The sequence below is a fragment of the Flagellimonas algicida genome (assembly GCF_049629585.1).
Taxonomy (GTDB): domain Bacteria; phylum Bacteroidota; class Bacteroidia; order Flavobacteriales; family Flavobacteriaceae; genus Flagellimonas.
In genome coordinates this window covers 1-23,492 of sequence record NZ_JBMYIX010000004.1, presented here as the reverse complement: position 1 = coordinate 23,492, position 23,492 = coordinate 1, and the positions used below count along the sequence as shown (strand labels likewise).

General features: G+C 43.6%; 22 protein-coding genes and 1 pseudogene. 8 read left to right on the top strand and 15 right to left on the bottom strand.

All coding sequences use genetic code 11. From position 1 onward, the window contains the following. The first annotated feature begins 4 nt into the window (after positions 1 to 4). Entirely contained in the window at positions 5 to 2,188 is a 2,184-nt protein-coding gene (locus ACPD8L_RS16405; RefSeq protein WP_423944671.1) for a response regulator, read from the top strand. Here ACPD8L_RS16405 and lpxK read toward each other — a convergent pair. Continuing rightward, positions 2,185 to 3,183: a tetraacyldisaccharide 4'-kinase gene (gene lpxK / locus ACPD8L_RS16400; protein WP_421808892.1), complete on the bottom strand. Its 999-nt coding sequence runs from the start codon at positions 3,181 to 3,183 to the stop codon at positions 2,185 to 2,187. The two genes, ACPD8L_RS16405 and lpxK, sit on opposite strands and share 4 nt — an antisense overlap. A gap of 48 nt (positions 3,184 to 3,231) precedes the next feature. On the opposite strand from lpxK, the gene ACPD8L_RS16395 reads away from it, so the two are divergent. From ACPD8L_RS16395 to ACPD8L_RS16385, 3 genes are all read left to right on the top strand, one after another. Further along, positions 3,232 to 4,326: a Nif3-like dinuclear metal center hexameric protein gene (locus tag ACPD8L_RS16395; protein WP_423944669.1), complete on the top strand. Its 1,095-nt coding sequence runs from the start codon at positions 3,232 to 3,234 to the stop codon at positions 4,324 to 4,326. Between the two features lie 3 nt (positions 4,327 to 4,329). Next, entirely contained in the window at positions 4,330 to 5,109 is a 780-nt protein-coding gene (locus tag ACPD8L_RS16390) for a zinc ribbon domain-containing protein (protein WP_116217474.1), read from the top strand. A gap of 176 nt (positions 5,110 to 5,285) precedes the next feature. Beyond that, complete coding sequence (locus ACPD8L_RS16385; protein ID WP_423944666.1) at positions 5,286 to 6,554, top strand: Ig-like domain-containing protein; 1,269 nt, start codon at positions 5,286 to 5,288, stop codon at positions 6,552 to 6,554. Positions 6,555 to 7,217: 663 nt separating this feature from the next. Here ACPD8L_RS16385 and ACPD8L_RS16380 read toward each other — a convergent pair. The 5 genes from ACPD8L_RS16380 to ACPD8L_RS16360 all read right to left on the bottom strand — a co-directional run bounded on the left by ACPD8L_RS16380 (position 7,218) and on the right by ACPD8L_RS16360 (position 11,133). Beyond that, entirely contained in the window at positions 7,218 to 8,570 is a 1,353-nt protein-coding gene (locus ACPD8L_RS16380) for an FAD-dependent oxidoreductase (RefSeq protein ID WP_423944664.1), read from the bottom strand. A 247-nt stretch (positions 8,571 to 8,817) separates the two neighbouring features. Beyond that, positions 8,818 to 9,366, bottom strand: coding sequence for a ClpP family protease (locus tag ACPD8L_RS16375; RefSeq protein ID WP_423944661.1), 549 nt, complete (start codon positions 9,364 to 9,366; stop codon positions 8,818 to 8,820). Between the two features lie 84 nt (positions 9,367 to 9,450). Further along, on the bottom strand, positions 9,451 to 10,278 hold the full coding sequence (locus ACPD8L_RS16370) for a mechanosensitive ion channel family protein (RefSeq protein ID WP_421808890.1): 828 nt from the start codon (positions 10,276 to 10,278) through the stop codon (positions 9,451 to 9,453). Positions 10,279 to 10,314: 36 nt separating this feature from the next. Then, on the bottom strand, positions 10,315 to 10,503 hold the full coding sequence (locus ACPD8L_RS16365) for a hypothetical protein (RefSeq protein ID WP_116217470.1): 189 nt from the start codon (positions 10,501 to 10,503) through the stop codon (positions 10,315 to 10,317). Then, positions 10,504 to 11,133 (bottom strand): RNA polymerase sigma factor, encoded by a 630-nt coding sequence (locus ACPD8L_RS16360; protein ID WP_116217469.1) that lies wholly within the window; start codon positions 11,131 to 11,133, stop codon positions 10,504 to 10,506. Between the two features lie 80 nt (positions 11,134 to 11,213). Here ACPD8L_RS16360 and ACPD8L_RS16355 point away from each other — a divergent pair, with 80 nt between their 5' ends. Then, positions 11,214 to 11,891 carry a hypothetical protein gene (locus ACPD8L_RS16355; protein ID WP_423944657.1) on the top strand — a complete coding sequence of 226 codons (678 nt, stop codon included), beginning with the start codon at positions 11,214 to 11,216 and terminating at the stop codon, positions 11,889 to 11,891. An 8-nt stretch (positions 11,892 to 11,899) separates the two neighbouring features. On the opposite strand, the gene ACPD8L_RS16350 is transcribed toward ACPD8L_RS16355, so the two are convergent. After that, positions 11,900 to 13,048, bottom strand: a complete 1,149-nt coding sequence (locus tag ACPD8L_RS16350; RefSeq protein ID WP_293302568.1) for an MFS transporter — start codon at positions 13,046 to 13,048, stop codon at positions 11,900 to 11,902. A gap of 122 nt (positions 13,049 to 13,170) precedes the next feature. Here ACPD8L_RS16350 and ACPD8L_RS16345 point away from each other — a divergent pair, with 122 nt between their 5' ends. Continuing rightward, entirely contained in the window at positions 13,171 to 14,052 is an 882-nt protein-coding gene (locus ACPD8L_RS16345) for an AraC family transcriptional regulator (RefSeq protein WP_423944655.1), read from the top strand. Here ACPD8L_RS16345 and kynU read toward each other — a convergent pair. Then, the gene (kynU, locus tag ACPD8L_RS16340) at positions 14,026 to 15,294 is read right to left on the bottom strand and encodes a kynureninase (RefSeq protein ID WP_423944653.1); all 1,269 of its coding nucleotides are present in this window, start codon (positions 15,292 to 15,294) and stop codon (positions 14,026 to 14,028) included. The two genes, ACPD8L_RS16345 and kynU, sit on opposite strands and share 27 nt — an antisense overlap. A 58-nt stretch (positions 15,295 to 15,352) precedes the next feature. After that, positions 15,353 to 15,811 carry a GNAT family N-acetyltransferase gene (locus ACPD8L_RS16335; protein WP_423944651.1) on the bottom strand — a complete coding sequence of 153 codons (459 nt, stop codon included), beginning with the start codon at positions 15,809 to 15,811 and terminating at the stop codon, positions 15,353 to 15,355. Positions 15,812 to 15,881: 70 nt separating this feature from the next. Between ACPD8L_RS16335 and ACPD8L_RS16330 the strand changes: the two genes are divergently transcribed. Further along, entirely contained in the window at positions 15,882 to 16,523 is a 642-nt protein-coding gene (locus ACPD8L_RS16330) for an O-methyltransferase (RefSeq protein WP_423944648.1), read from the top strand. Here the strand turns inward: ACPD8L_RS16330 and ACPD8L_RS16325 are convergent. From ACPD8L_RS16325 to ACPD8L_RS16300, 6 genes are all read right to left on the bottom strand, one after another. Next, on the bottom strand, positions 16,501 to 17,061 hold the full coding sequence (locus ACPD8L_RS16325) for a phosphatase PAP2 family protein (protein ID WP_423944645.1): 561 nt from the start codon (positions 17,059 to 17,061) through the stop codon (positions 16,501 to 16,503). The genes ACPD8L_RS16330 and ACPD8L_RS16325 overlap by 23 nt on opposite strands. A gap of 3 nt (positions 17,062 to 17,064) precedes the next feature. Beyond that, the gene (locus ACPD8L_RS16320; protein WP_116217461.1) at positions 17,065 to 17,343 is read right to left on the bottom strand and encodes a Sec-independent protein translocase subunit TatA/TatB; all 279 of its coding nucleotides are present in this window, start codon (positions 17,341 to 17,343) and stop codon (positions 17,065 to 17,067) included. Between the two features lie 78 nt (positions 17,344 to 17,421). Beyond that, the gene (locus ACPD8L_RS16315) at positions 17,422 to 19,740 is read right to left on the bottom strand and encodes a M1 family metallopeptidase (protein ID WP_116217460.1); all 2,319 of its coding nucleotides are present in this window, start codon (positions 19,738 to 19,740) and stop codon (positions 17,422 to 17,424) included. Between the two features lie 60 nt (positions 19,741 to 19,800). Further along, positions 19,801 to 20,319: a DUF6702 family protein gene (locus ACPD8L_RS16310; protein WP_293302587.1), complete on the bottom strand. Its 519-nt coding sequence runs from the start codon at positions 20,317 to 20,319 to the stop codon at positions 19,801 to 19,803. A 76-nt stretch (positions 20,320 to 20,395) separates the two neighbouring features. Next, on the bottom strand, positions 20,396 to 21,181 hold the full coding sequence (locus ACPD8L_RS16305) for a carboxypeptidase-like regulatory domain-containing protein (protein ID WP_421808884.1): 786 nt from the start codon (positions 21,179 to 21,181) through the stop codon (positions 20,396 to 20,398). Continuing rightward, positions 21,178 to 21,918 carry a carboxypeptidase-like regulatory domain-containing protein gene (locus ACPD8L_RS16300; RefSeq protein WP_116217457.1) on the bottom strand — a complete coding sequence of 247 codons (741 nt, stop codon included), beginning with the start codon at positions 21,916 to 21,918 and terminating at the stop codon, positions 21,178 to 21,180. Before ACPD8L_RS16300 ends, ACPD8L_RS16305 begins: the two co-directional genes overlap by 4 nt. Before the next feature lie 212 nt (positions 21,919 to 22,130). Between ACPD8L_RS16300 and ACPD8L_RS16295 the strand changes: the two are divergent. Beyond that, a pseudogene (locus ACPD8L_RS16295) lies at positions 22,131 to 23,492 on the top strand (hypothetical protein); the annotation flags it as partial.

Genomic DNA, 23,492 nt, shown 5'->3' with positions numbered 1-23,492 from the left:
TAAATTGCCATTTCTACTGTGCATTTTGGCATGCACCCAACTATCTTTTGGTCAAAATGATGCCAATTCCACCGCCACCATACAGACTATTTTTGATGAATTCATGACCTATAGACATGAAAACAAAATAGATAAGGCACTGGAAACCCTTGATCAAGCCGCCAAAATTGCCGAGGAAAATGAAGATGCCAAATTATTGTTGGACACCTACCATCAATATTCCCGTTTGTTTCTGGAGGAAGGGGACAGGGAAACGGCCATTTTCTATTGGGACAGAGCCAGTATCCTCTTAAAAGACATTTCCTATTCCTATGGGCAGGCGTTTCACCTCTATGTAGATGCAGCCCTCTTATTTGACGAAGGCAACAACTTTCAATCCTTAAAATCATTGGAAGAATCACGGATGCTGAGCAACAACAGGAACCTGAGCAACAATATTCTGCTTCTGGAGGCCAGTATCTTCACCAATATTGAAAAGTACGACAACGCCATAAAGAACCTTCACGCCCTTATTGTAAATTCGGATGATAAGGAGAGGGCCTTTTTGGCAACCAGGGCCAATCTACAATTGGCCAAGATCAGTGTTAAATTGAACGATATGGATGAGGGCATCGTCCATTCCAAAGCTGCGTTGGAACTTGCCAAAAAACATGGCTTTGCCAAAGAAATACGAATGGCCAATGAAGAACTCTCAGCGATTTATGAAATCATAGGCCGTTACAATGAAGCTTTGAAGTACAATAAGGCCTTGGAACAGATAAAGGATTCCGTCTTTACTATTGAGAAGGTCAAATTGGATGCAAAAACTGCTGATAAGATCAGGTTTGAGCATCAAATGAACGAGATCAACAAGCTTACCGCAAAGAATGAGGAGCTCAGTGAATCCAAAAACCGTTCGGAGATCACCGCCATCCTCACCTCGGCCTTTTTGACCATCATCTCATTGCTTGCCGTATCCCTTTTCAGGAACAATCAAATCAAGCTCAAGACCAACGACCTTCTCTACACCAAGAACAAGGAATTGGAGTTGGCCAGGGATGCAGCGGTATCCGCTATGGAAGCCAAGACCAACTTTCTTTCAACCGTTACCCACGAGCTACGGACACCTTTGTACGCAGTCACAGGGCTTACCCACCTTTTGCTGGAAGAAAACCCTGCCGAACATCAGAAAGAACACCTAAAATCATTGAAGTTCTCCGGTGAGTATTTGTTGAACTTCATCAACGACATTCTCCAGATCAACAAAATAGATGCGGACAAACTGGAGCCATTGAGTATTGAGTTCAAACTGCAAAAAGTGCTTACCGATGTGGTGGAATCCCTTCAGCAGAATGCCAATGAGAACAAGACCAAGCTTATCCTTGATTATGATTCCGCCATTCCACAACAGCTTTTGGGAGACCCCATAAAACTGTCCCAAGTATTTATGAACTTGGTAGGCAATGCCCTCAAATTCACCAAAAACGGAAAGGTAGAGGTCATCGCGAAGCTATTGCAAAAAGAAGAAGATAATGTACGTCTGTACTTTGAGGTACGTGACAATGGTATTGGTATTTCAGAGGAACAACAGAAAAACATTTTTGACAGTTTTGAACAAGGCTCCATACAAATCAATCGGGAATATGGCGGTACTGGACTTGGCCTAACCATCGTAAAAAGCCTACTCGGCCTATTTGGAAGCACCATCCATTTGGAAAGTGAAATCGACCATGGAAGCTCCTTCTTCTTTGAAATGGACCTAAAGTGCGATTCTAAAGCCTTGGAGAATGTTGCCTTTGAACTTGATCCCGAAGAATTTGATTTTAAAGGTCTGCACATCCTGATCGTTGAGGACAACAAGATCAACCAGGTCATCACCAAAAAGATGCTTACCAAAAAAGAGATTACCTGCGATATTGCCAACAATGGTAACGAGGCTATTGACTTGGCCAAAGCCAATGACTATGATGCCATTTTAATGGACATCCATATGCCCGGAATCAGCGGAGAGGAAGCTACACGCCAAATCCGTAAGTTCGATCAAGGGACGCCCATCATTGCATTGACCGCCATTTCATTGGACGATAGCTTGGACAGTTTCTATCAGGCCGGTTGCAACGATGTGGTCACCAAACCCTTTAAACCAGAGGTCTTCTATCAAAAAATTGGGGAGAATATCTTCAAAAATAAAATGGAAGGCTTGGTCTAGAACAACCCTTTGACCGCTTTTTCCAACAAGGTACGGTCTTCGGCATCAAAACTATGGGCCACTTCCAAATAATATAGGTTTTCCACACGCCCCTCCAATCGCACATAATCCTTTTCAGTGGTCAGGATCAGTTCAAAATCCTTGAATGTGTTGATTTCATCATCCGTAAAGTGGTGGTGATCCCCAAACTCTACATGTTCAAAAACCAGTCCTTTAGATGCAAGGTGATGCACCAACGGCCCGGGTGATGCAATCCCTGTGACCAATGCCAACCGTTTTCCCTTCAAAACATCAAGGACTAAACCATCCCCATTTCTTTGTTTGACAAGATCACCATAGGTCAATGTAGAAAACAGCACATTTTGATGGGGCAATGGCTTTAATTTCTTCGAAATGGTACGTCGATCGTCCTTGGACAACACATCTGGACATTTGGTGACAATGAGCATATCAGCTCGCTTGTATTCCCGTTTTGCATCCCTTAGATTTCCGGTAGGCAAATACCAATCGTCCACGAACAAATTGCCATGGGCCGTGAGCAAAATGGAATATTTGGGCTTTACACGTCTGTGCTGAAAGGCATCATCCAACAAAACCACTTGGGGCTGTACCTGGGATTCCAGTTGGACCATCCCATTTCTTCTGTCCGCATCCACAGCAACGGACACCTCTGGAAATTTCTGATGTATTTGGAAAGGTTCATCCCCCAAATCCAATACCGAACTGTTGGAATCTGCCAACAAAAATCCTTCGGATTTGCGTTTGTACCCCCTACTCAAAACCGCCACTTTATGCCCGTCCAATACCCTGATCAGATATTCGATCATAGGAGTTTTTCCTGTACCCCCTACGCTAAGGTTCCCCACACAAATTGTCGGGGTGCGGTACGATTTGGAAGCAAACACCCCAATGTTGTACAGAAAATTGCGTACGTGCACCACCAAGGCATAGATCAAGGAAAAAGGAAACGCTATTTTGCGCAGCAATTGCACCATGGGACGAAAATATAATATTTTATCTTTAGCCTACTTAAGAAATGTGAAATGACCGTAAAGGATATTGCAAAAATACTGGAAGAACTGGCCCCTCTGCCCCATGCCGAGGGTTTTGACAACGTAGGATTGTTGGTGGGCAACCCCAGCATGACCGTCCAAGGTATCTTGGTAACCTTGGACACCTTGGAAAATGTGGTGGACGAGGCCATTGAAAAAAAACACAACCTCATCGTCAGTTTCCACCCCATAATTTTTAGTGGTTTAAAAAAGCTCACAGGCCGCACCTATGTGGAACGGGTGGTGATGAAGGCCATTGCCCACAACATTGCCATTTACAGTATGCATACGGCCTTGGACAACAGCCCTATGGGGGTAAATGCCAAGATTTGTGAGGTTTTGGGGATTCAAGACCCTAAAATCCTAATCCCCAAAACCGGTTCCATCCGAAAATTGACTACTTATGCCCCATTGGAAGATGCGGAAAAGGTGAAATCGGCCCTTTTTAAAGCTGGAGCCGGAGAAATAGGTAAATACAGCAATTGTAGTTTCAGCACGGAAGGAGTGGGTAGTTTTAAAGCCGGGACAAATGCCAACCCCAGTGTTGGGGAGGTGGGAGAGCTGCATTTGGAAAAAGAAGTACAAATCAATGTCATTTATTCCTTTGAAAAGGAAAGCAACCTTTTAAAAGCTCTTTTCGGGGCACATCCCTACGAAGAAGTGGCCTATGAAATTGTGGCTTTGGAGAATGTCAATCAAGATTTGGGCATGGGCATGGTGGGCGAGCTCAAAACCGAAATGGAAGAGCAAACCTTTTTAAAACAGTTAAAAAAGACCATGAACGCCTCTGTTGTGCGGCATTCGCAACTGTTGGGGAAGAAGGTGAAAAAAGTGGCCGTTTTGGGCGGAAGCGGTGCCTTTGCCATTACGGCGGCCAAAAAGGCCAAGGCCGATGTTTTCATTACTTCGGACCTAAAATACCATCAATTTTACGAAGCTGAAGGGCAACTTGTCATTGCAGATATTGGGCACTTTGAAACTGAGCAGTTTACAAAAGATTTATTGGTTGATTATCTTACGAAAAAAATTCCTAATTTTGCAGTCTCTTTATCGGAGAGTATAACGAATCCCATCAAGTATTTATAATTTATGGCGAACAAAAAAGAAAGCACCGTGGAAGAAAAGTTGAGAGCACTGTACGATTTACAGCTCATCGATTCCAGGGTTGACGAGATACGCAATGTAAGGGGCGAGTTGCCTTTGGAAGTACAGGACTTGGAAGACGAGGTCCTTGGCCTTAAAACCCGTATGGACAAGCTCAAGACCGATGTGGAAACCATCAACTTTGAGATCACTGCCAAGAAAAATCTTATTGAAGAGGCCAAAACCTTGATCAAAAAATACGCCGAGCAACAGAAAAATGTTCGCAATAGCCGTGAATTCAACTCGTTGAGCAAGGAAGTGGAGTTCCAGGAGTTGGAAATCCAATTGGCCGAAAAGAATATCAAGGAGTTCAAGGCGCAAATTGAACAGAAGAAGGAAGTTGTTGCCGACACCAAGGAAAAATTAAGCGAGCGCGAAGGTCACCTAAAACACAAAAAAGGTGAATTGGATGCTATTTTGGCCGAAACCGAGAAAGAGGAAAAAGCCCTATTGAAGAAATCCGAGGAATACGAGGATAAAATCGAGGACCGCTTGATCCAAGCTTACAAAAGAATTCGACACAACGTTAAGAATGGTCTTGCCGTGGTTCCTGTGGAGCGTGGTGCTTCCGGAGGGTCTTTCTTTACCATTCCACCACAGGTACAGGTAGAGATCGCTTCCCGCAAGAAAATCATCACCGATGAGCACAGCGGACGAATCTTGGTAGACCCCTTGTTGGCCGAAGAGGAACAAGAAAGAATGCAAGCGCTTTTTGCCAAACTATAACAACTGCACTGCATAAAAATATAAGCCACCTTTTAGGTGGCTTTTTTGTTTGTCATGATTCTGAACAAACAGCCTTAAAAGACCCATCCGTCAATTCAAAAGGGGCATCCGTCAATTCAGCAACCGTTAAAAACCAATAAATGTAGAAATTATGCTTTCATAAAAATTTAGGTATTATGGAACTAAAAAAATTACTCTACATCAGCCTGTTTGCTTTAACACTATCGTCTTGCGACAAAAGTGACGGGGAAACCCCATCTGACAACAACCCAAATGCAACCATTTCATTGGATACCGAAACCTTGGAATTGTTCAGGGGGGAAGATGCCCATGTTCAGGCAACACTTTCAGGAATTGATGGAACCATTGTTTGGAGTTCTTCCGATGAATCTGTTGCAACTGTGGATCAAAGTGGGCAAATCTCTGCGGTCGACAAAGGCTTTGCTACCATAACGGCAAGCTTTGGTGATATAAATACATCGTTGGATTTAAACGTTATGCCAAACACCTACGTGGCAGGATATATGGACAACGACAATGAGATAGCTAGAGCGGCATTTTGGAAAAATGGAACACCTGTATTTCTTACTGATGGCAGTCAAAATTCCTATGGTCTTTCCATGTTTGTTGATGGCAATGATGAATATGTGGTAGGTTCTGAATTTAATGGCTCGTATGATGTAGCTATGCTTTGGAAAAATGGTGAACCCCATCCGCTTTCTGACGGAAGCACGTCTGTATACCCTAGTTCCATAGTAGTGGACAATTCCATTACCTATATCGCTGGAACGGAGTTTCATGGACCTTATTATATCGCAAAATTATGGACAAATGGGGTTGCTACCGACCTTAGTGACGGACCCTTTGATTCCTTTGCAAATTCAGTGTTCTTGGAAAGAGAAAACATATATGTAGCTGGTTATGAATTCAATGGGGCTAAGTATGTGGCAAAATTGTGGAAAAATGGAGTTGAAGAAGACATCACTGATGGTACCAACAATGCAACAGCAAAGGCCGTATTTGTAAAAGACGAGGACACATATGTGGTTGGTGATGAATTTATTAACGGATCAACTATAGCTATGCTCTGGAAAAATGGGGTTGCCCACCCTCTTACGGATGGAGCCTACTACGCTACAGCATCTTCCGTTTTTGTCAAAGACACTGATGTTTATGTAGCAGGTTATGAAAACGATGGTTCCAAAAATGTAGCAACAATTTGGAAAAATGGAGAGACCATTGCATTACCCAACGACTCCATACAACACACCTATGGATTCTCAATTTTTGTGGATGACAGCGATGTACTCGTTGCCGGACATACGGAACCTGGAGGTGGTGAGGTCAACTATATGGCATCTCTTTGGAAAAATGGAGCATTCCATCCTGAGTTGCAAATAGAGAAAACGGTAAACAGCGGTGCTTATTCTGTTTTTGTACATTAAAAAAGATTCCAAGAACTTATAAAATTTCAAAAAATTGGTCGTTTTTGTCTTTGATCTTTGCCATTTAGAAATAAACACATCGGTTTAAAAATCTAAGGCAATGGCCATACTTCGATTTGGCTCAATAAACCTTTGGGAACGTTTTCTTCGAGACAATTCGTGCAATCAGTGTCAATACCTAAAAACAGAAGAAAACTTTTGAACACCTACCCTACCAATTGACACAAAATATCACCAACGATTTTGCAACATCCATGAGCTGAATAAAGATTTCTCCCATTCGGTCGAAATGACCCCGGACAAACATAGAATCGTGGAACTGGCCCTGTCTTCGAGAAAATTCGTGGAATCAGTCAGCACATATAAGGCAAAAGGAAACTTTTGAACACCTATCCTACCAATTGACACAAAATATCACCAACGATTTTGCAATATCCATGAGCTGAATAAAGATTTCTCCCATTCGGTCGAAATGACCCCAAACAAACATAAAATCATGGAACTGGCCCTGTCTTCGAGAAAAGACGTGCAATCAGTGTCAATACCTAAAAGCAGAAGGAAACTTTTGAACACCTACCCTACCAATTGACACAAAATATCACAAACGATTTTGCAATATCCATGAGCTGAAAAAAGATTTCTCCCATCCGGTCGGAATAATAACTAAATCTGATTATCCAATAATCCAATAATCATTTCCTCCACTCCTGTGGAATCCCATTTCTCCTCGATATTGGGCAGCTGCATCACCTCTTTCATGATAGCCTCTTGCCTATCCCCAATGGCCAAAGCCTCTGCATAGGGCTTATCCGAGAAGGTTACCCGGCTATAGACCGGGACCCATTTATCAGGATGTTTTGAGGCAAACCACTTTTCAATCTTTTTCTGCAATAAAAATTTAGGATCTGCAGTCTTGCTGCTCATCTCCACAAAATTGCGGTAACTGAGTTCCGCGATCGCATCCGCATTGGGTTTTCGGGTCTTTTGGTATTCAGAGAAAATCGCATCCCAATCATCGCCATGGGTTTCCATAAGCTCATTGAGCTCGTAGATGTCCTCAAATCCGGCATTCATGCCCTGTCCGTAAAAAGGCACAATGGCATGGGCCGAGTCGCCCACCAAGGCCACTTTGTTCCAATAGGTCCACGGATAGCACTTCATCGTAACCATGGCACTGGTAGGATTCTTGAAAAAGTCCTGGGACAGATTTTCAATCTCATTTTTTACATTCGGAAAATATTCCTTGAAAAAGGCCTTGGCCTCATCGGGGGTGGTGATTTTTTCAAAAGACACCTCACCCTCAAAAGGTAAAAAGAGAGTACAGGTAAAACTACCATCAATATTAGGCATGGCTATGAGCATGAACTTACCCCTAGGCCAAATATGAAAGGAGTTTTTGTCCAGTTTATGGGTCCCATCCGCATTGGCCGGAATGGTCAGTTCCTTATAACCCACATCCAAAAAATCCTGGGAGTAATCAAACCTACTGCGACGTTGCATTTTGTGGCGCACGCGGGAAAAGGCCCCATCACAGCCAAAAATAAGATCATACTGGTATTCTTTCCATTCACTCTTCTCCGATTCCCCGGTATAAATCTTGGCTTCTGGGAGATTTACATCCCAAACTTTCTCATTGAACCGGAACTCTGCACCGGCTTCTTCTGCCAGATCAATCATCCGTTTATTCAGGATACCTCTGGAAATGGACCAAATGGCCTCACCGTCTTTCCCATACTTTTGGAAATAGACCGGCTTGTCGTTCACATGCATGGCCCGCTTGTCCAACGGAATGGCTATTTCCTTGATGGAATCTTCCAATCCCACTTTCTGTAAGGAGCGCCAGCCCCTATTGCTCATGGCCAGATTAATGGACCTTCCCGAGAACTCTATCGTTCTAATGTCCGGTCTTCTATCAAAAACTGTTATGGAATGGCCTTTTTTCCGAAGGTAAATAGCCAAGAGCGAACCCACCAATCCAGAACCGATGATGGCTATATTTTTAGAGGTCTGTGTCATAAATGCCCTTTGGGCCCATTGTGGTTAGACCTCAAAAATACGGAATTTAACACTTATTTCTTTACTGGGTCGATGCCCTAAAACCTCAAAGCTAAAAAGGCAAAAGTCATTTTTAACACTTCCTTAAAAACTTTTGGTACCACTCTTGCCGTATATATTATGAATATTCCGCTTAGGCGTCCATATATATGCAAAAAGTCCTTCACAAAAACTTGCGAAGGACTTTTTCCTTTTAAGTATGTATGTTCTACTCTAGGATTCCATCCACAATACCGTAATCCACAGATTCTTCGGCACCCATCCAATAATCGCGATCAAAATCTTTCATCACTTTTTCGAACGACTGGCCACAGTTATCTGCCAAAATTTGGGCACCCAACTCCTTGGTCTTGATAATTTCCTTGGCTTGGATCTCTATGTTGGAAGCCTGCCCTCTGGCACCTCCACTGGGTTGGTGAATCATTACCCGGGCATGGGGCTGAATGAACCTTCTTCCCTTTTCCCCTACTGAAAGTAGAATGGAGCCCATGGATGCCGCCAAACCGGAACATACCGTGGATACCGGACTTTTTATCTGTTTGATGGTATCATAAATGGCAAAACCAGAGGTCACATAGCCCCCTGGGCTATTGATGATCAATTGGATTTCCTTGTTGTTCTGCAAATCCAGATAGAGCAAGCGGTCTATGACATGTTTCGCCGAATCATCATCCACCATGCCCCATAAAAACACTTTACGCTCTTCCAGAAGTTTTTCCTGAATCAATTCTTGAACCTTTCCTTTCTTTGAACTCATTTTTTATATCTTGAAAGTTTCAAAAATAATCAAATTCCAAGGAAGTTGCGGTTCAAATGAAACTACTTTGCCCCAATTGCTGTTTTACGACTTTATTTCCACCTTTTGCGATACCACATCTTTAATTGGAATCACAAACTTTCCTTTCTTGGTCACCAAGGTCAAACTGTTGTTCTCTATGGCTTCGATAACACCACTGTCCTCCCCAATAACAATCTTATCGCCAACGGCATAGTTTTTACGGGTATAGAAAGACCGCAAAAGATCGGCCACAATTTCCCGGGAACCCAGACCAAGGCCCAAGGCAAAGGCCAATAGAAATGACCCCAAGATAATGGTTATGTTGTTGGTAATGATGGTGGTGTCCACTCCAGCTTGGTTCAAGGCGGTAATCGACATAAAAATGACAATTACGTAGAACATAAGACCACTTATGATTTTACCTCCCCCAAACTCGAATGATTCGAACAGATTTTTAATGGCATTTTTTACTATACTGCCCAAATACAGTCCAATGGTAAACAATACCAAAGCCGTAAACAATCTGGGTAAATAACGCAGTAGGTTGCCTATTTCGGTAGAGATGATTCCCCAATCCAGAATATCGGCAGCCACAATAAAAAAGACCAACAGCAACAACCATTTTACAAACCCAAGGGTAATCTTGACGATATCGATTTTAAACTTACCATTGCCCAAAAGGTCCATTTCATTGATACGCTCACTTAAAGCGTCCATTTTGGCCAATTTCAAGATCTTGCCCAGAATAAAAAGTACGATCTTAATGATCAACCATCCCAAAATAAGAATGGCAATGGCCCCCACGATCTTGGGAAGGGCAGCGCCGATATTCTTCCCCATTGAAGAAAGTGAGTCCAAAGTAACATTCTTCCAATTACTTAGTGTTTCCATACATATAGCTTTATAGTGTTCTTCTTAGTATTCTTCTTAGTGTTCTCCCAGTGTCCTGAACAATTTTCGCAAAGCACTTCCAACATTAATGGAAAAGAGGGATGCCATGTCCATGATCAACTTTGCCGCAGCAATGTCGTTCATCACCTTTTTCTTCATTCCTGGAGGAGCTTCCCTTAAGGAGGCCTCCAGTTGCTTAAACGGATTCCTTTCTTTCTTTGCCATCTATTGTAGGGTGTTATAGATTTCCAATAGTTTTTCCTTTGCTCGCTTCAACCGCATCTTGACCGCACTTTCCCCAATCTCCATAATACCTACAAGGTCTTTAATAGATGCTCCGTCCTGATATTTCAACAACATAATTGACTTATCCTCTGGCGCAATGAGCTCCAAGGCCTTCTTGAGCTTATCCGCCTTCATTTCATAGAGACTCTCATCCGGGACTTCTTCGGAAAGTTTATATTCTGTATCCTCCACGGGAATGGATTGATCTCTTATCTTCCGTTGTTTGTTCCGGTTGACGTAGTTGACACAAAAGTTGTAGGTGAAGGAATATAACCATGTTGAAAATTTAGATTTACCCTTAAACATCTTCAACTTAATGAAGAGCTGTAGAAAAACATCTTGGGTCAAGTCTTCTGCCTCATCATCAGAGTTGGCAAATCCATAGCATTTGTTGTATACCATTTTTGCATAGCGATCGTACAACCTCTCAAATAACAAAGGGTCGTTGCTCGCCACAATACGCTTCACTAATTCCTCATCAGATAGATGGGCATAATGGTCTTCCGTTTCCAAATATTCCTTGTCGGGGTTACTTATAAATATTAGAAACAGTTTTTTGAGAAAAGTCACACCCAGGTTGATTTGTTTTTTACCAAAAAATGGGGCGCAAGATAAGCTAAAAACATGGTATATTTGATTAAAAACCAGACATGAAGACCCTATCCCTAGTCAGTATTTTTGTTTTGGCCATTTTCATAGGCTGCAAGACTGAACCCAAAACACCGGACACTGTTGAAGCCACTCCTGAAAAAAACATTCCTGAGTTGATTGCCGACGCGCATGGATTGGCCAACTGGAAATCGGTGAACCAAATTGATTTTATGTTCAATGTGGATAGGGACAGCATCCATTTTGAACGCAGTTGGGTCTGGAAAACCAAGAAAAATGAGGTTACTGCCATATCGGGGGCCGATACCTTGACCTACAACCGAAAATCCATGGACAGTATTGCCCAAAAAACCAACGGAGGGTTTATCAACGACAAATATTGGTTATTGGCGCCCTTTAATCTTATATGGGATGCGGGCAACTATTCTTTTGGACATTCCTTAAGTGAGAAAGCCCCCATAAGTGGGGAAACCATGCAAAAGCTGACCATTGTATATGCCAATGATGGCGGGTATACTCCTGGAGACGCCTATGACTTTTATTTCAAGGACGACTATATCATCCGCGAGTGGACCTACCGAAAAGCCAATCAAGAAGAACCCTCACTTACTACTACTTGGGAAGATTATACCGAAATCAATGGCATGCAAATTTCAAAGAGCCACAAAAAGGCGGATGGTAGTTTCCATCTCTATTTCACCCAATTGAAAGTGCAATAATTGAAGGTCTATTTTCGGGTTTTATGGAGAAAGAATGTAATCCCCAATACTAGTAGCACGCAGGCCAATAACACATAAAAGCTGAGGACCAAAGAGGCTTGTTCTGCCAAGAAGCCCAAGATTACGGGTCCGACCAAGAAGCCCGAATACCCTGTTCCTGCAATAAAGGAAACGCCTTGTGCGGAATCCACCCCCTTTACATTCCCCCCAATCCTGAACAGCTCGGGAACCATTACCGAAAATCCAAGGCCATTAAAAGCAAAGCCAACAATAGCGGGTATGGTCTGTCCTGAAAGCACCAGCGCATATCCACCAATGGCCACCAATGCTCCCAAACCCAATATTTTAACCGATCCAATCCGGGCGCTGATGCCATCTCCCAAAAAACGCCCGAGGGTCATGGCCGTGGAAAATGCCAAAAAGCCTGAACCAATAAGCACTTCTGGGGCCATAGTGACCTCTTTCAGGTAAAGACCGCTCCAATCAATGATGGCTCCCTCACTTCCCATGGAAACAAAGCCTATAATACCCAGCAAAAGCAAAGGTTTGAACAGCTTTAGGCTGAAGGGCTCCTTTTCCACAGGAGCAGCAACAACATGGATGTAGTTTTTATAGAACATTAAATTCACTATCAAAACCAAAGCCACTGTAAGCCCCATATGAAGTACCGGGTTTCCAATAACTGGGATAAGAAAACTTCCCAAGCCCACCAAAATTCCACCCAAACTGAAGAAACCATGGGCCGCGGACATGAAATTTTTCTTGTCCTCTTTCTCAATTTCGGTCACCAAGGTGTTCATGGAGATATCCGTAAATCCGGTACAGGACCCAAAAACAAAAAGACTTCCCATTAGAATTGGGTAGCTAGGAGCCATCAGGGGCAACATGGCCGCACAGCTTGTACAGAGCACCCCAACCCAAGTAGCCTTTCCAACTCCCAATCTGTTGATGATCTTGGAGGCCATGGGAAAAATGGTAAAAACCCCAAGGGACAAGCAAAATAGGGCAATACCCAAATCAGCTTTGTCTATACCCAGCTTTTCCTTAACAGTGGGTATATAAATGGCCCAAGTACCAAACCAAATATTAAGACTGGTAAAAACCCAGGCCGGAGCAAAATACCTAGGGTTGGAAAAAATAAGTGCGAGTGATTTCATAGAATATTGTACCTACAAATTAAACAATCCTAATCCTAATTGACTTGCCTATATTATTCCAATACTAAAATGATTTATTCCTAAGCATTCCTATTATTTTAAATTTTAGGTAATTTTACTTTATGAAGCCCTTATTGGAATCCATCAATGTTGCCGTAGACACCTCCTTAAAAATTGAGTCCTACGCCAATGAAAACCATTGTGCATCTGCAGGTTGGCATGTTCACCCTGAATATGAAATGGTCTATATAAAGAATGGCTCTGGGGTATTGCGCATTGGTCCACAAAAGAAAGCCTATTCCAACGGTGTTTTGGTTTTTTTGGGTGGAAACATTCCCCATGCCGATTTTGGCAATAGGGAACAAGTGGACAACCTAGAGATCGTAATCCAATTCAAAAAAGAGTTTTTGGAGGAGAAACTCAAGGTTTTTCCCGAGTTGGGCAAGATCAATGCCCTAATTCGAAAATCGAAACAGGTCTTGGTCTTTGGTTCTGAGGTCCATAAAAGACTTTGGCCCGATTTTGAACGGTTCGGGGATTTGGACCATCAAGGCAAATTAATCAACCTTCTCTCTATATTGAACCACTTGTCCCGAGAAACTTCTTATGAACCTTTATTTGATAATTTCACCTTGGACAACTTCAAAAAGGATGACATCAAAAGATTGGAGGAAATCTTTGAATATGTGAACGAGCACTATTCGGGCACTATTTCCGTAGTTGAAATTTCGACCCAGTTGGGCCTTACCTCAAATTCGTTCTGCAGATTCTTTAAAAAAATGACCCAACGTACCTTTATCGACTTTGTGAATGAGTTCCGAATCAATAAAGCATTGGAATTTTTCAATACCAACAACACGTTGATCACCGAGGTCATGTACCAATCCGGGTTCAATGACCCTTCCTATTTTTCCCGACAGTTTAAAAAATATCAGGGCACTACCCCTTCCAATTATCTAAAAAGGAAATATGATAGTCTACTTTTGCAGGATGCCCTGCTTTAATACCTGGCCAAAATTGTACATGTCCGCAAAGGAGCAATAAAAGGGAGCAGGTGCCAATCTGATCACGTTGGGTTCCCGCCAATCCGTAATCACTCCATTTTTCATCAAATAATCAAACAAGGACCTGCCTTCGCCATGTAAAAACACGGAAAGCTGACAGCCTCGATCCTTAGGTGTAATGATTTCAAAGGAACTTTCCACCTGCTTATCAATTTCATGAAGGATAAATTCCAAATAGGCCACTATGTTCCGTTGCTTTTCAATCAGGGCATCCATGCCCACCTCATCAAAAAGCTCCAAAGAAGCCAAATAAGGGGCCAAGGACAATATAGGTGGATTGCTCAACTGCCATGCATCCGCTGAAGCAATCGGGTCGAACTCAGGTTCCATTAAAAATCGGGTCTCCTTTTTAGTGCCCCACCACCCCTCAAAACGCGGAATATCCTTTTGACCGAGGTACTGTTCGTTAACAAAAATACCGGAAGCATTCCCCGGACCACTGTTCATATATTTGTAGCTGCACCATGCAGCGAAGTCAGCGCCCCAATCGTGCAATTGGAGTTTCACATTGCCCACACCGTGTGCCAAGTCCCATCCCACAAAGGCACCAGCGGACTTTCCGGCCTGTGTTATGGCCTTCATGTCCAATACCTGCCCGTTATAGTAATTGACCCCGCCCATCAGTACCAGTGCAAGTTCATCCCCCACTTCTTCAATCGTCTTTAGGATATCCTCGGTTCTCCAAGAATGTTCCCCATCGCGCTTTTTTACCTCGACAATGGCCTCGTTGGGGTCCAAACCATGAAACCTGACCTGACTTTGCAACATATACTGATCGGACGGAAAGGCCTTTTCCTCACAAATGATCTTGAACCTTTGGGCTGTGGGACGGTAAAAGGAGACCATCAACAAATGTAGGTTCACGGTAAGGGTATTCATGACCGAAACTTCTTCGGGCTTTGCTCCCACTACTTTGGAAAGGCCTTCGGCCAACCGTTCGTGATAGTCCCACCAGGGTTTATCGGCATAAAAATGCCCTTCCACAGCGAGTTCCCGCCAATCCTTCATTACCTCATCCACATATTTCTGTGAACGCTTGGGCTGCAATCCCAAAGAATTGCCCGTAAAATAAATGACATCTTTCCCATCTACCTGCGGATAATGAAACTCTTCCCTATAGCGGTAAAGGGTATCTTCCGCATCCAATTGTTGGGCAAATTCCAAGGTGTTTTTAAAGGTCATACTATGCTTTTGATTGGTTTCAAAAATACAATTTGTAATACGATTTTACTTTGACGGGTCATGCCAAACGCATTTCTATGATGTGCTTTTTAAAACCTACTTTTTCATAGGCTTTAATGGCTGGCAGGTTATCATTGTACACCGTAAGCCTAATTTCCTTGAACTTTCTTTCCAAGGACCAAGACTTTAAGGCCTCCACGATCTTGGCATTGATACCCATACCCCGATATTGATCATCGGTATACATAAACCCTAAATAGGCATAGTACTCATGGTCCAAATAGTGTCTTGCCCTTTTGGAAATGGCATAACCCGAAGCCACTACTTTTCCATCCACTTCGGCCACCACTACGGAGGCTTCTTGGTCCAAAATCATGGCCTTGAGGTCATAATAACTGATAGGGTCTTCCTTCAGGGTGACATCGAAAGGGCGCTCCGCCTTTATGATCTCCTGCTCAAACTCCAAGAGCACAGGCAAATCCTCCAAATGGGCATTCCTGATCTGTATATTTTTCATTGACATGGTTTCCTTTTGCTAAACTGGTATTTCAATGTAGTTCTTTCTCTATTTTTGCAAAAATAAAAACATGCATTTTCTTTCTTCCACACTTGAAAATTATCTGATCAACAGTTCCGAGAACGAACCGGCCCTTTTGGCTGAGCTATCCCGGGAAACCCACTTGAAGGTGGTCCGTCCCCGCATGATTACCGGGCATTTTCAAGGACGGGTGTTAAGTTTACTGTCCAAAATCATTGCGCCAAAAAATATTTTGGAGATTGGAACCTATACGGGGTATTCAGCGCTATGCTTGGCCGAAGGGCTTCAAAAAGATGGACAACTACACACCATTGAAGTCAATGAGGAATTGCACGATATGCAACGTAGGTATTTTGATAGGAGTGATTACGCTTCCCAAATTATACAACATACGGGTGATGCGCTCGACATCATCCCTAAACTCGACCTTACTTTTGACCTGATCTTTATAGATGCCTATAAGGTAGAGTATGACGCCTATTTTGAAGCCGTCATCCAAAAGACCAAACCGGGTAGTGTCATCCTTTCGGACAATGTACTTTGGTCAGGAAAAGTAGTGGAACCTCTTGACCCGTCCGACAAGGCCACAGCATCACTTCTTGCCTATAACGAAAAACTGAAAAACGATCCCAGAGTGGAAACGGTATTGTTGCCCATCAGGGATGGGCTTACCTTGTGTAGGGTGAAATAAATTTTTGGTACAACCTATAAAAAAGTGCCCCTGACAACAATCCTACCAACATCCCCACAATAATATCAATGGGATAATGCACGCCAACATAAATACGGCTCATGGTAAAAAGGATGGGCCAAATGAAAAACAGATAGGCCCATTTTATCTTTTTTCTCAAAAACAGAAACAGCAATAAAGTCAGGGAAAAAGAGCTTGAGGCATGCCCAGAGAAAAAACTATAATCGGTCGGGCTTTTAAGAATCCGTATAAGCAAGTTGATCTCCTCGGTGTTGTTGGGCCTTAAACGGGCAACGGAAATCTTGGTCCAATGGGTAATGGCCGTGATAAAAAGGGCCAATCCCAAAACGGTCAATAGTTTATAAAAGGCCTCGGGTTTCGGAAATTTGCGGAACAATAAAAAAATAAAAAGGATAAAGAGTGGGGTCCAAGTCATGAAGTTGGTGACAACGGTCCAAAAACCGTCATATCTTTCAATACCCAGCCCATTGAGATAGATAAAGGTGTCCCGATCCCACTCCAGAAGCCGCTCCAACATGGATTACTTGGTTCCCCTTTTGATGGAGCCCGTTACTTCATCCACATTTTTCTTGACCTCGTTGAGTTCATTCCTAATATCTTTGGTAAAATCGGTATCGATGCCCTGGCTTTCGGCACTTTTCTGGATTTCACGCTTAATGTCGTCCGTAGCATCCCGCAGCTGACGCATTCCCTTACCAAGCCCCTTGGCTATTCCAGGGATTTTATCGGCACCAAAGACCATCACCACTATAAATAGGATGAAAAAAATCTCTCCTCCGCTAATGAATAGAAAATACATACAACAAATATAATCAGAAGTTGTTGGGAAAATAAAAAAAGCCCCGTGAAATCACGAGGCTCTTTCAAGAGTTTTGTATTATTTTCCTTTGATGTTATCCTTGAACTTATCAAAATCGGATTTTTCATCCTTCATGGGCCACGCATTATTGGTGGTGTCAATGTCCGCGGTTTCCAACTTGGGATCTACCACAATGCCCACCAACTCTTTTTGTGAGGAAATGACCCTTTTTACTTCGGCGTCATTCTTTCTCCAAATTTCTGGGGGATAGGTAACATTTTCCTTGGTACCATCGGCATAGGTATACTCCACGATCAAGGGCATGGGTATGCCTCCCGGCTTATCAAAGGTGATTTCGTAGAAATATTTGGGCTCCTTGACCTTTGCCCTATCGGCCTCGGTCATGTTGTCCATCATAAATTCCTTTAGGTTCTGCGAAGTTTCTGATGGGGCCTTCCCTTTCAGTTCAGGCATGAAGTCCTCGCTGGATTCTTCGGCCAAATATACCAAGGGCGGCAAATCGGCTTCGGTAATGTTCCTGTCCGCCATGTACTTTTTCATTTCTGCCGTGGGCTCGCTGCTCACATAGTACTTCTTGACGCCTTTTACGCCTATATCAACATAATCGGTGGTATAGAACCAGCTTCTCCAGAACCAATCCAAATCCACTGCGGAAGCGTCTTCCATGGTACGGAAGAAATCCTCTGGGGTAGGGTGTTTGAACATCCAACGTTGTGCATAGGTCTTGAACGCATGATCGAACAATTCCCTGCCCATTACGGTCTCCCTCAAAATATTCAATGCAGTGGCAGGTTTACCATAGGCATTCGGGCCCAATTGGTATACGTTCTCCGGATTGGACATGATGGGGGAAATAAAGCTTTGATCTCCACTCATATAGGGCACAATATCGGCTGGATTCCCTCTTCGTGATGGGTAATTTTCGTTGGGGGAAATGACACTTGGATTGTTCCTTCCAAATTCCTGCTCTGCCAAATACTGCATAAAAGTATCCAGACCTTCATCCATCCATCCCCACTGACGCTCATCTGAATTTACGATCATTGGGAAAAAGTTATGGCCCACTTCGTGGATGATCACACTGATCATCCCGAATTTGGTCCTATCGGAATAGGTACCATCCTCGTTAGGACGACCATAGTTCCAGCAAATCATGGGATACTCCATACCCTGGTTCTTGGCGTGAACGGAAATGGCCTTGTGATACGGATAATCAAACGTATGTTGTGAATAAGTCTTTAGGGTCTGTACCACAGCTTTGGTGGACATATCCTCCCAAAGGGGATTTCCCTCCTTGGGATATAAGGAAACGGCCATAACATCCTTTCCGCCAATCTTTACGGCCTGCATATCCCAAATAAACTTTCGGGATGTGGCAAAGGCATAATCCCTGACATTGGTGGCCTTGAACTTCCAGGTCTTGGTATCGGTGGCAAAGCCTTTCTCAGCGGCTTCGGCCTCAGCCTGGTTTACAATGATCACGGGCTTATCGTATGACTTTTTGGCTTCTTTGTAGCGCTTCATCATTTCTTTGGAGAACACCTCATCGCGATTCTGCAATTCACCCGTGGCATCCAAAACGTGGTCGGATGGAACGGTAATGCTCACCTCATAATTTCCGAAGGGTAGGGCAAACTCCCCACTTCCCCAGAACTGATGGTTCTGCCAGCCTTCCACATCACTGTAGACGGCCATTCTTGGAAAAAACTGCGCTATAACATAGGCACGGTTACCGTCTTTCTCAAAATACTCAAATCCGGAACGCGCCCTGTTCACTGTATGATCGGGTACATTGTACCACCACTTTATGGAGAAAGATATTTTTTCTCCACTTTTTAGGGGTTGGGGAATGTTCAACCGCATCATGGTCTGATTGATGGTATAGGACAATGGCTTTCCACTGGCGTCCTTTACATACTCTATGTTGAAACCTCCATCAAAAGGCTCATTGATATAAGTTTCGGCAAAGTTTCCTGCCGTATAGGCAATGTTCACTCCATTACCGTTGCGTAGAGGGGACTTTGAGTCCTTGGCCCGTACGTTTTGGTCCAATTGCACCCATAGAAATTCTAAATCCTCAGGAGCATTGTTGTGATAGGTAATGGTCTCCTCGCCATGGATACGTGCATTTTTGTCATCCAATTTCACATCAATGACATAGTCGGCCTGCTGCTGGTAATAATCTGGGCCCGGTGCCCCAGATGCAGCCCTATAGCTATTTGGAGTGGAAAACTCCTCGTACAACTGTTTAAATTTACTTTGGTTATAATGACCGGGTTGTCGCTCTTGCTTCACCTCTCCTTCTTCCTGCGCCGATAATGTCACGGCACCAAAAAGAAACAAGAAAGAAGCAACACAATACTTGACTTTGTTCATTTTTAATTTGATTTTAAAACGGTGAAAAATAGCGTATTTTAACCAATTCTTAACAATACGTTATAAGTTTAACATTCCTTTATTATTTTCCTTAATGAGCACAAAACTCTTTTTGTGTCCCTTCCATTTGATATGGACCACATTTTGCTGCTCATCGAAAAGATCGGTAAGGATTTCATTTTGTACGGAAAGTGTTTTTAGCCCTTCAAAATTGGCTTGGGCAACCTCTAAATAGCAGATCACCACATCATTGTCATAGCGTTTGCCCAAAAACGTGTAGGGAGTTGGCTTTCCATCGAGTTCCAAGACAAACTTGGCCCTGAAATATTTTTCGATATACTCATCGGAAACCTTGGCTTCGTTGGGAGTGGCCAATTTTGCCTTGATACCGTAGCGTTCCTCCAACAATTTGTCCAAATCATCAATAAAGATGCGACTGGTGATCTGAAGGGCATCCTCCTTTTCGGAATACACCACATTGGTAACGCTAACGTAGAATTTATGTGCCGACGCAAAGGACAAAAGAAGTACGGCAGTAAAAAGTAGTGCCGTTCTTTTTGCAATTCTCGTTTTCATCATATGTACTATTTGACTCAAAACTTTGGGGTGTGTTACAGTATTAGGTCAATTTTTGTGCCAAAGGATGGACAAAAATCTAGTCCAAATTGTTGTTCTTCCGATACATCCTACTCTTTTGGACCATAAAATCCCAAATTTTGAGTTTATCGTGCGAATCTACGGTTTTTTGAAAAGCTTCATCCACCTCACAGAAATACATAAAGTCGTCAATCTTTTCCATGGGAATCTTTAACGTGACCACAAAAAGCGAGTCTACATAAAAATCCTGGACCCTTTGGGTCCGGGCATAGGTCCCATCCAACTTCACCCTTTCCTTCAACATCTTGGTGCGACCGGTTATGGCATTTATCAAGGGATTAATGGGAATAGCTGGACCAACGATCTTCATTCGGCCGGCTTCCTGTAATTTCCGTTCGCTTTGGGTGGGTATTTTCTGGTGTGCATTGGGCAATCCCAAAGCTTCGGCGCTAACGTCTTTCTCCAAGGTAAGTTTGTCCAAATCTTGGTTTAGATCGCCAGAAAGGTCATACGGTCTTACCACTACTTCCTTCAGTTCATTCACAAACTCATCCAAGGGAACCATTACAAAACTGGTGTTGTAGAGCACTTCGGTTATGGGAAGTACCTTTCTTTGATACTGAACCGCCGAAAACACCAAGGTATCGTTCTGTTGCACTATAATGGAAAAGTTCCCATCCATATCGGTGATCACAGCCTGCTCCGAACTGATGTTCTGGACCACTACACCGGCCACATCACCTCCTTGACTGGTGACCCTGCCCAAAAGGGATTTGGAAGGTCCATCTTGTGCTTGGACCGAAATTGCCATAAGACATCCGAATGCCAAAAGGAATCTTTTCATTCGTCATCCATGGTGGCCAAATAGGCCTTGCTCTGGGTTACCAAAAAATCGATAAGTTGAAATTCGTTTTCCTTGCGCAATAGGGTCTGCGATGGGATTTTATCATCGCAATACAACAAGAAATCATCTATTTTGTCCTGAGGCAACCGTAGGTCGGCCACAAAAAACTCATCATCATAGACATGCCTAAGCACCTCACTGACCTTGAGCGGTTCCCTCTGCTGACCTTCAGCCTGTTGCGCCTTGAACAGGGCCTTGAAGATATTCACGAAGTTCAGTCCGTCCCGCATACCCCGAACGCTTCGGGATTCTGCGACATTCTCCACTTCGGTGCTACGGTCTATCTCGTAGTTATACTCTTTAAAATCCTCATTTTTCACTTCCAGGAAACGTTCTTGGTCCTCAGGGGTCACGACCACCTCATCCAGCTCCCGTACTTTTTCGTTCACTTCCACCACCAAGCGATTGTTCCGTAGAATTTCACCCGTAATCGTAATGACTTCCAACTGGTAATTGATCGCCGTGAAGACCAATTGGTCCCCTGCCTGCACTGAAATGGCAAATTCGCCATCCTCATTGGTGATGGTGGCCATTCCCGTGGTGGAATTGATGACATTCTCATTGGGTACATTGGTATTCCTGTAAAGTACCTTTCCCCTCAAAATCTGGCGGTTATCCTGCGCCATGGACAGCCCGGAAAGGAGCAGCGAGAACAGGATGACAATTGCATTTTTCATAAAACATATTTAGCCCAAGTTAAAGAAAACCCTTGAAGACGATATAAAAAAATAAAGCCGTTCTAAACTTTTGTTAATTCTATCACGGCTTTTAAGGCAAATAGGGTGCCCGTTCACCCTTGAACTTCGCATTTTGACGGGAAATGTTCCCATAATCCGATCATAGGTTTAGTTTTGTAGTTTCCGTTTGGAAACCCTCAAATACGAATACTGTGAAAACGCATATCTTCTACTTGGTCATTGGCCTACTCATGATCAACACCCTTAGCGGTCAGGTAAAAATTGGCGATAATCCGCAAACCTTGCACCCAGCCTCCGTACTGGAATTGGAAAGCAGCACGCGTGCCTTGGTCATTACCAGGGTCAGCAATATCGAGATGAACAGCATTACTCCTTTGGCCGGTGCCTTGGTCTACAACACCGACGAAGATTGCCTTCATTACTATAATGGCACGGAATGGATCAACATCTGTGAAACTCTGGACAACTCCTTCACCGTAAGCACCTTGGCCCTACACAATGTTACATCTCAGGACAGTACAGTGGTCATTACCCAAGAGGATACACCCGATGGCATCAATTACAATTATGAGGTGAACAAAATCGGAAGCGACAACATCACCAATTTCTCCGTTCTCAATTCCCATATTGCCGTAGAGACCATAACCAACGATAAAATACAAAATGGCACCATTACCAATGCTAAATTGGACAAATTGTCCATCCCCCTTAGTGGGTTTGGCACTCCCTTGACCGACGTGAGCATGGGGAATGCCGCTAGGCTTACCAATTTGCAAAATCCAACAGCCCCGCAGGATGCCGCCACAAAAAGTTATGTGGATAATCTAGCGGATGATGATATTACGGCGGTAACTTTTAACCCAGCCAACAACCGACTAACAGTAAATGAAGGAACCACCAGCTTTTTTACAGACCTTTCACCATTAGAGGAGAGCGCGGATATTTTGGCCAACACCACCGCCATCAATAACCATATTACTGCGGATGAAGATTTGAGTGATATCAACGAACTATCCGACATCAGTATAGACGCAAGCAACATACTAACCCTGAGCAACCCCGCGACACCCGGAAACCAAGTGGACCTGTCGGCGTTTGTCAACGACGACACCAACGAACTATCCGACATCAATGTAGACGCAAGCAACATACTAACCCTGAGCACCCCCGCGACACCCGGAAACCAAGTGGCCCTGTCGGCGTTTGTCAACGACGACACCAACGAACTATCCGACATCAGTGTAGATGCAAGCAACATACTAACCCTGAGCAACCCCGCGACACCCGGAAACCAAGTGGACCTGTCGGCGTTTGTCAACGACGACACCAACGAACTATCCGACATCAGTGTAGACGCAAGCAACATACTAACCCTGAGCAACCCCGCGACACCCGGAAACCAAGTGGACCTGTCGGCATTTGTCAACGACGACACCAACGAACTATCCGACATCAGTGTAGATGCAAGCAACATACTAACCCTGAGCAACCCCGCGACACCCGGAAACCAAGTGGACCTGTCGGCGTTTGTCAACGACGACACCAACGAACTA

Bases quoted from the DNA above. Each gene is read 5' to 3' on its own strand.
- lpxK (WP_421808892.1), bottom strand. From the start codon at position 3,183: ATGGTGCAATTGCTGCGCAAAATAGCGTTTCCTTTTTCCTTGATCTAT.
- ACPD8L_RS16395 (WP_423944669.1), top strand. From the start codon at position 3,232: ATGACCGTAAAGGATATTGCAAAAATACTGGAAGAACTGGCCCCTCTG.
- ACPD8L_RS16390 (WP_116217474.1), top strand. From the start codon at position 4,330: ATGGCGAACAAAAAAGAAAGCACCGTGGAAGAAAAGTTGAGAGCACTG.
- ACPD8L_RS16385 (WP_423944666.1), top strand. From the start codon at position 5,286: ATGGAACTAAAAAAATTACTCTACATCAGCCTGTTTGCTTTAACACTA.
- ACPD8L_RS16380 (WP_423944664.1), bottom strand. From the start codon at position 8,570: ATGACACAGACCTCTAAAAATATAGCCATCATCGGTTCTGGATTGGTG.
- ACPD8L_RS16375 (WP_423944661.1), bottom strand. From the start codon at position 9,366: ATGAGTTCAAAGAAAGGAAAGGTTCAAGAATTGATTCAGGAAAAACTT.
- ACPD8L_RS16370 (WP_421808890.1), bottom strand. From the start codon at position 10,278: ATGGAAACACTAAGTAATTGGAAGAATGTTACTTTGGACTCACTTTCT.
- ACPD8L_RS16365 (WP_116217470.1), bottom strand. From the start codon at position 10,503: ATGGCAAAGAAAGAAAGGAATCCGTTTAAGCAACTGGAGGCCTCCTTA.
- ACPD8L_RS16355 (WP_423944657.1), top strand. From the start codon at position 11,214: ATGAAGACCCTATCCCTAGTCAGTATTTTTGTTTTGGCCATTTTCATA.
- ACPD8L_RS16350 (WP_293302568.1), bottom strand. From the start codon at position 13,048: ATGAAATCACTCGCACTTATTTTTTCCAACCCTAGGTATTTTGCTCCG.
- ACPD8L_RS16345 (WP_423944655.1), top strand. From the start codon at position 13,171: ATGAAGCCCTTATTGGAATCCATCAATGTTGCCGTAGACACCTCCTTA.
- kynU (WP_423944653.1), bottom strand. From the start codon at position 15,294: ATGACCTTTAAAAACACCTTGGAATTTGCCCAACAATTGGATGCGGAA.
- ACPD8L_RS16335 (WP_423944651.1), bottom strand. From the start codon at position 15,811: ATGAAAAATATACAGATCAGGAATGCCCATTTGGAGGATTTGCCTGTG.
- ACPD8L_RS16330 (WP_423944648.1), top strand. From the start codon at position 15,882: ATGCATTTTCTTTCTTCCACACTTGAAAATTATCTGATCAACAGTTCC.
- ACPD8L_RS16325 (WP_423944645.1), bottom strand. From the start codon at position 17,061: ATGTTGGAGCGGCTTCTGGAGTGGGATCGGGACACCTTTATCTATCTC.
- ACPD8L_RS16320 (WP_116217461.1), bottom strand. From the start codon at position 17,343: ATGTATTTTCTATTCATTAGCGGAGGAGAGATTTTTTTCATCCTATTT.
- ACPD8L_RS16315 (WP_116217460.1), bottom strand. From the start codon at position 19,740: ATGAACAAAGTCAAGTATTGTGTTGCTTCTTTCTTGTTTCTTTTTGGT.
- ACPD8L_RS16310 (WP_293302587.1), bottom strand. From the start codon at position 20,319: ATGATGAAAACGAGAATTGCAAAAAGAACGGCACTACTTTTTACTGCC.
- ACPD8L_RS16305 (WP_421808884.1), bottom strand. From the start codon at position 21,181: ATGAAAAGATTCCTTTTGGCATTCGGATGTCTTATGGCAATTTCGGTC.
- ACPD8L_RS16300 (WP_116217457.1), bottom strand. From the start codon at position 21,918: ATGAAAAATGCAATTGTCATCCTGTTCTCGCTGCTCCTTTCCGGGCTG.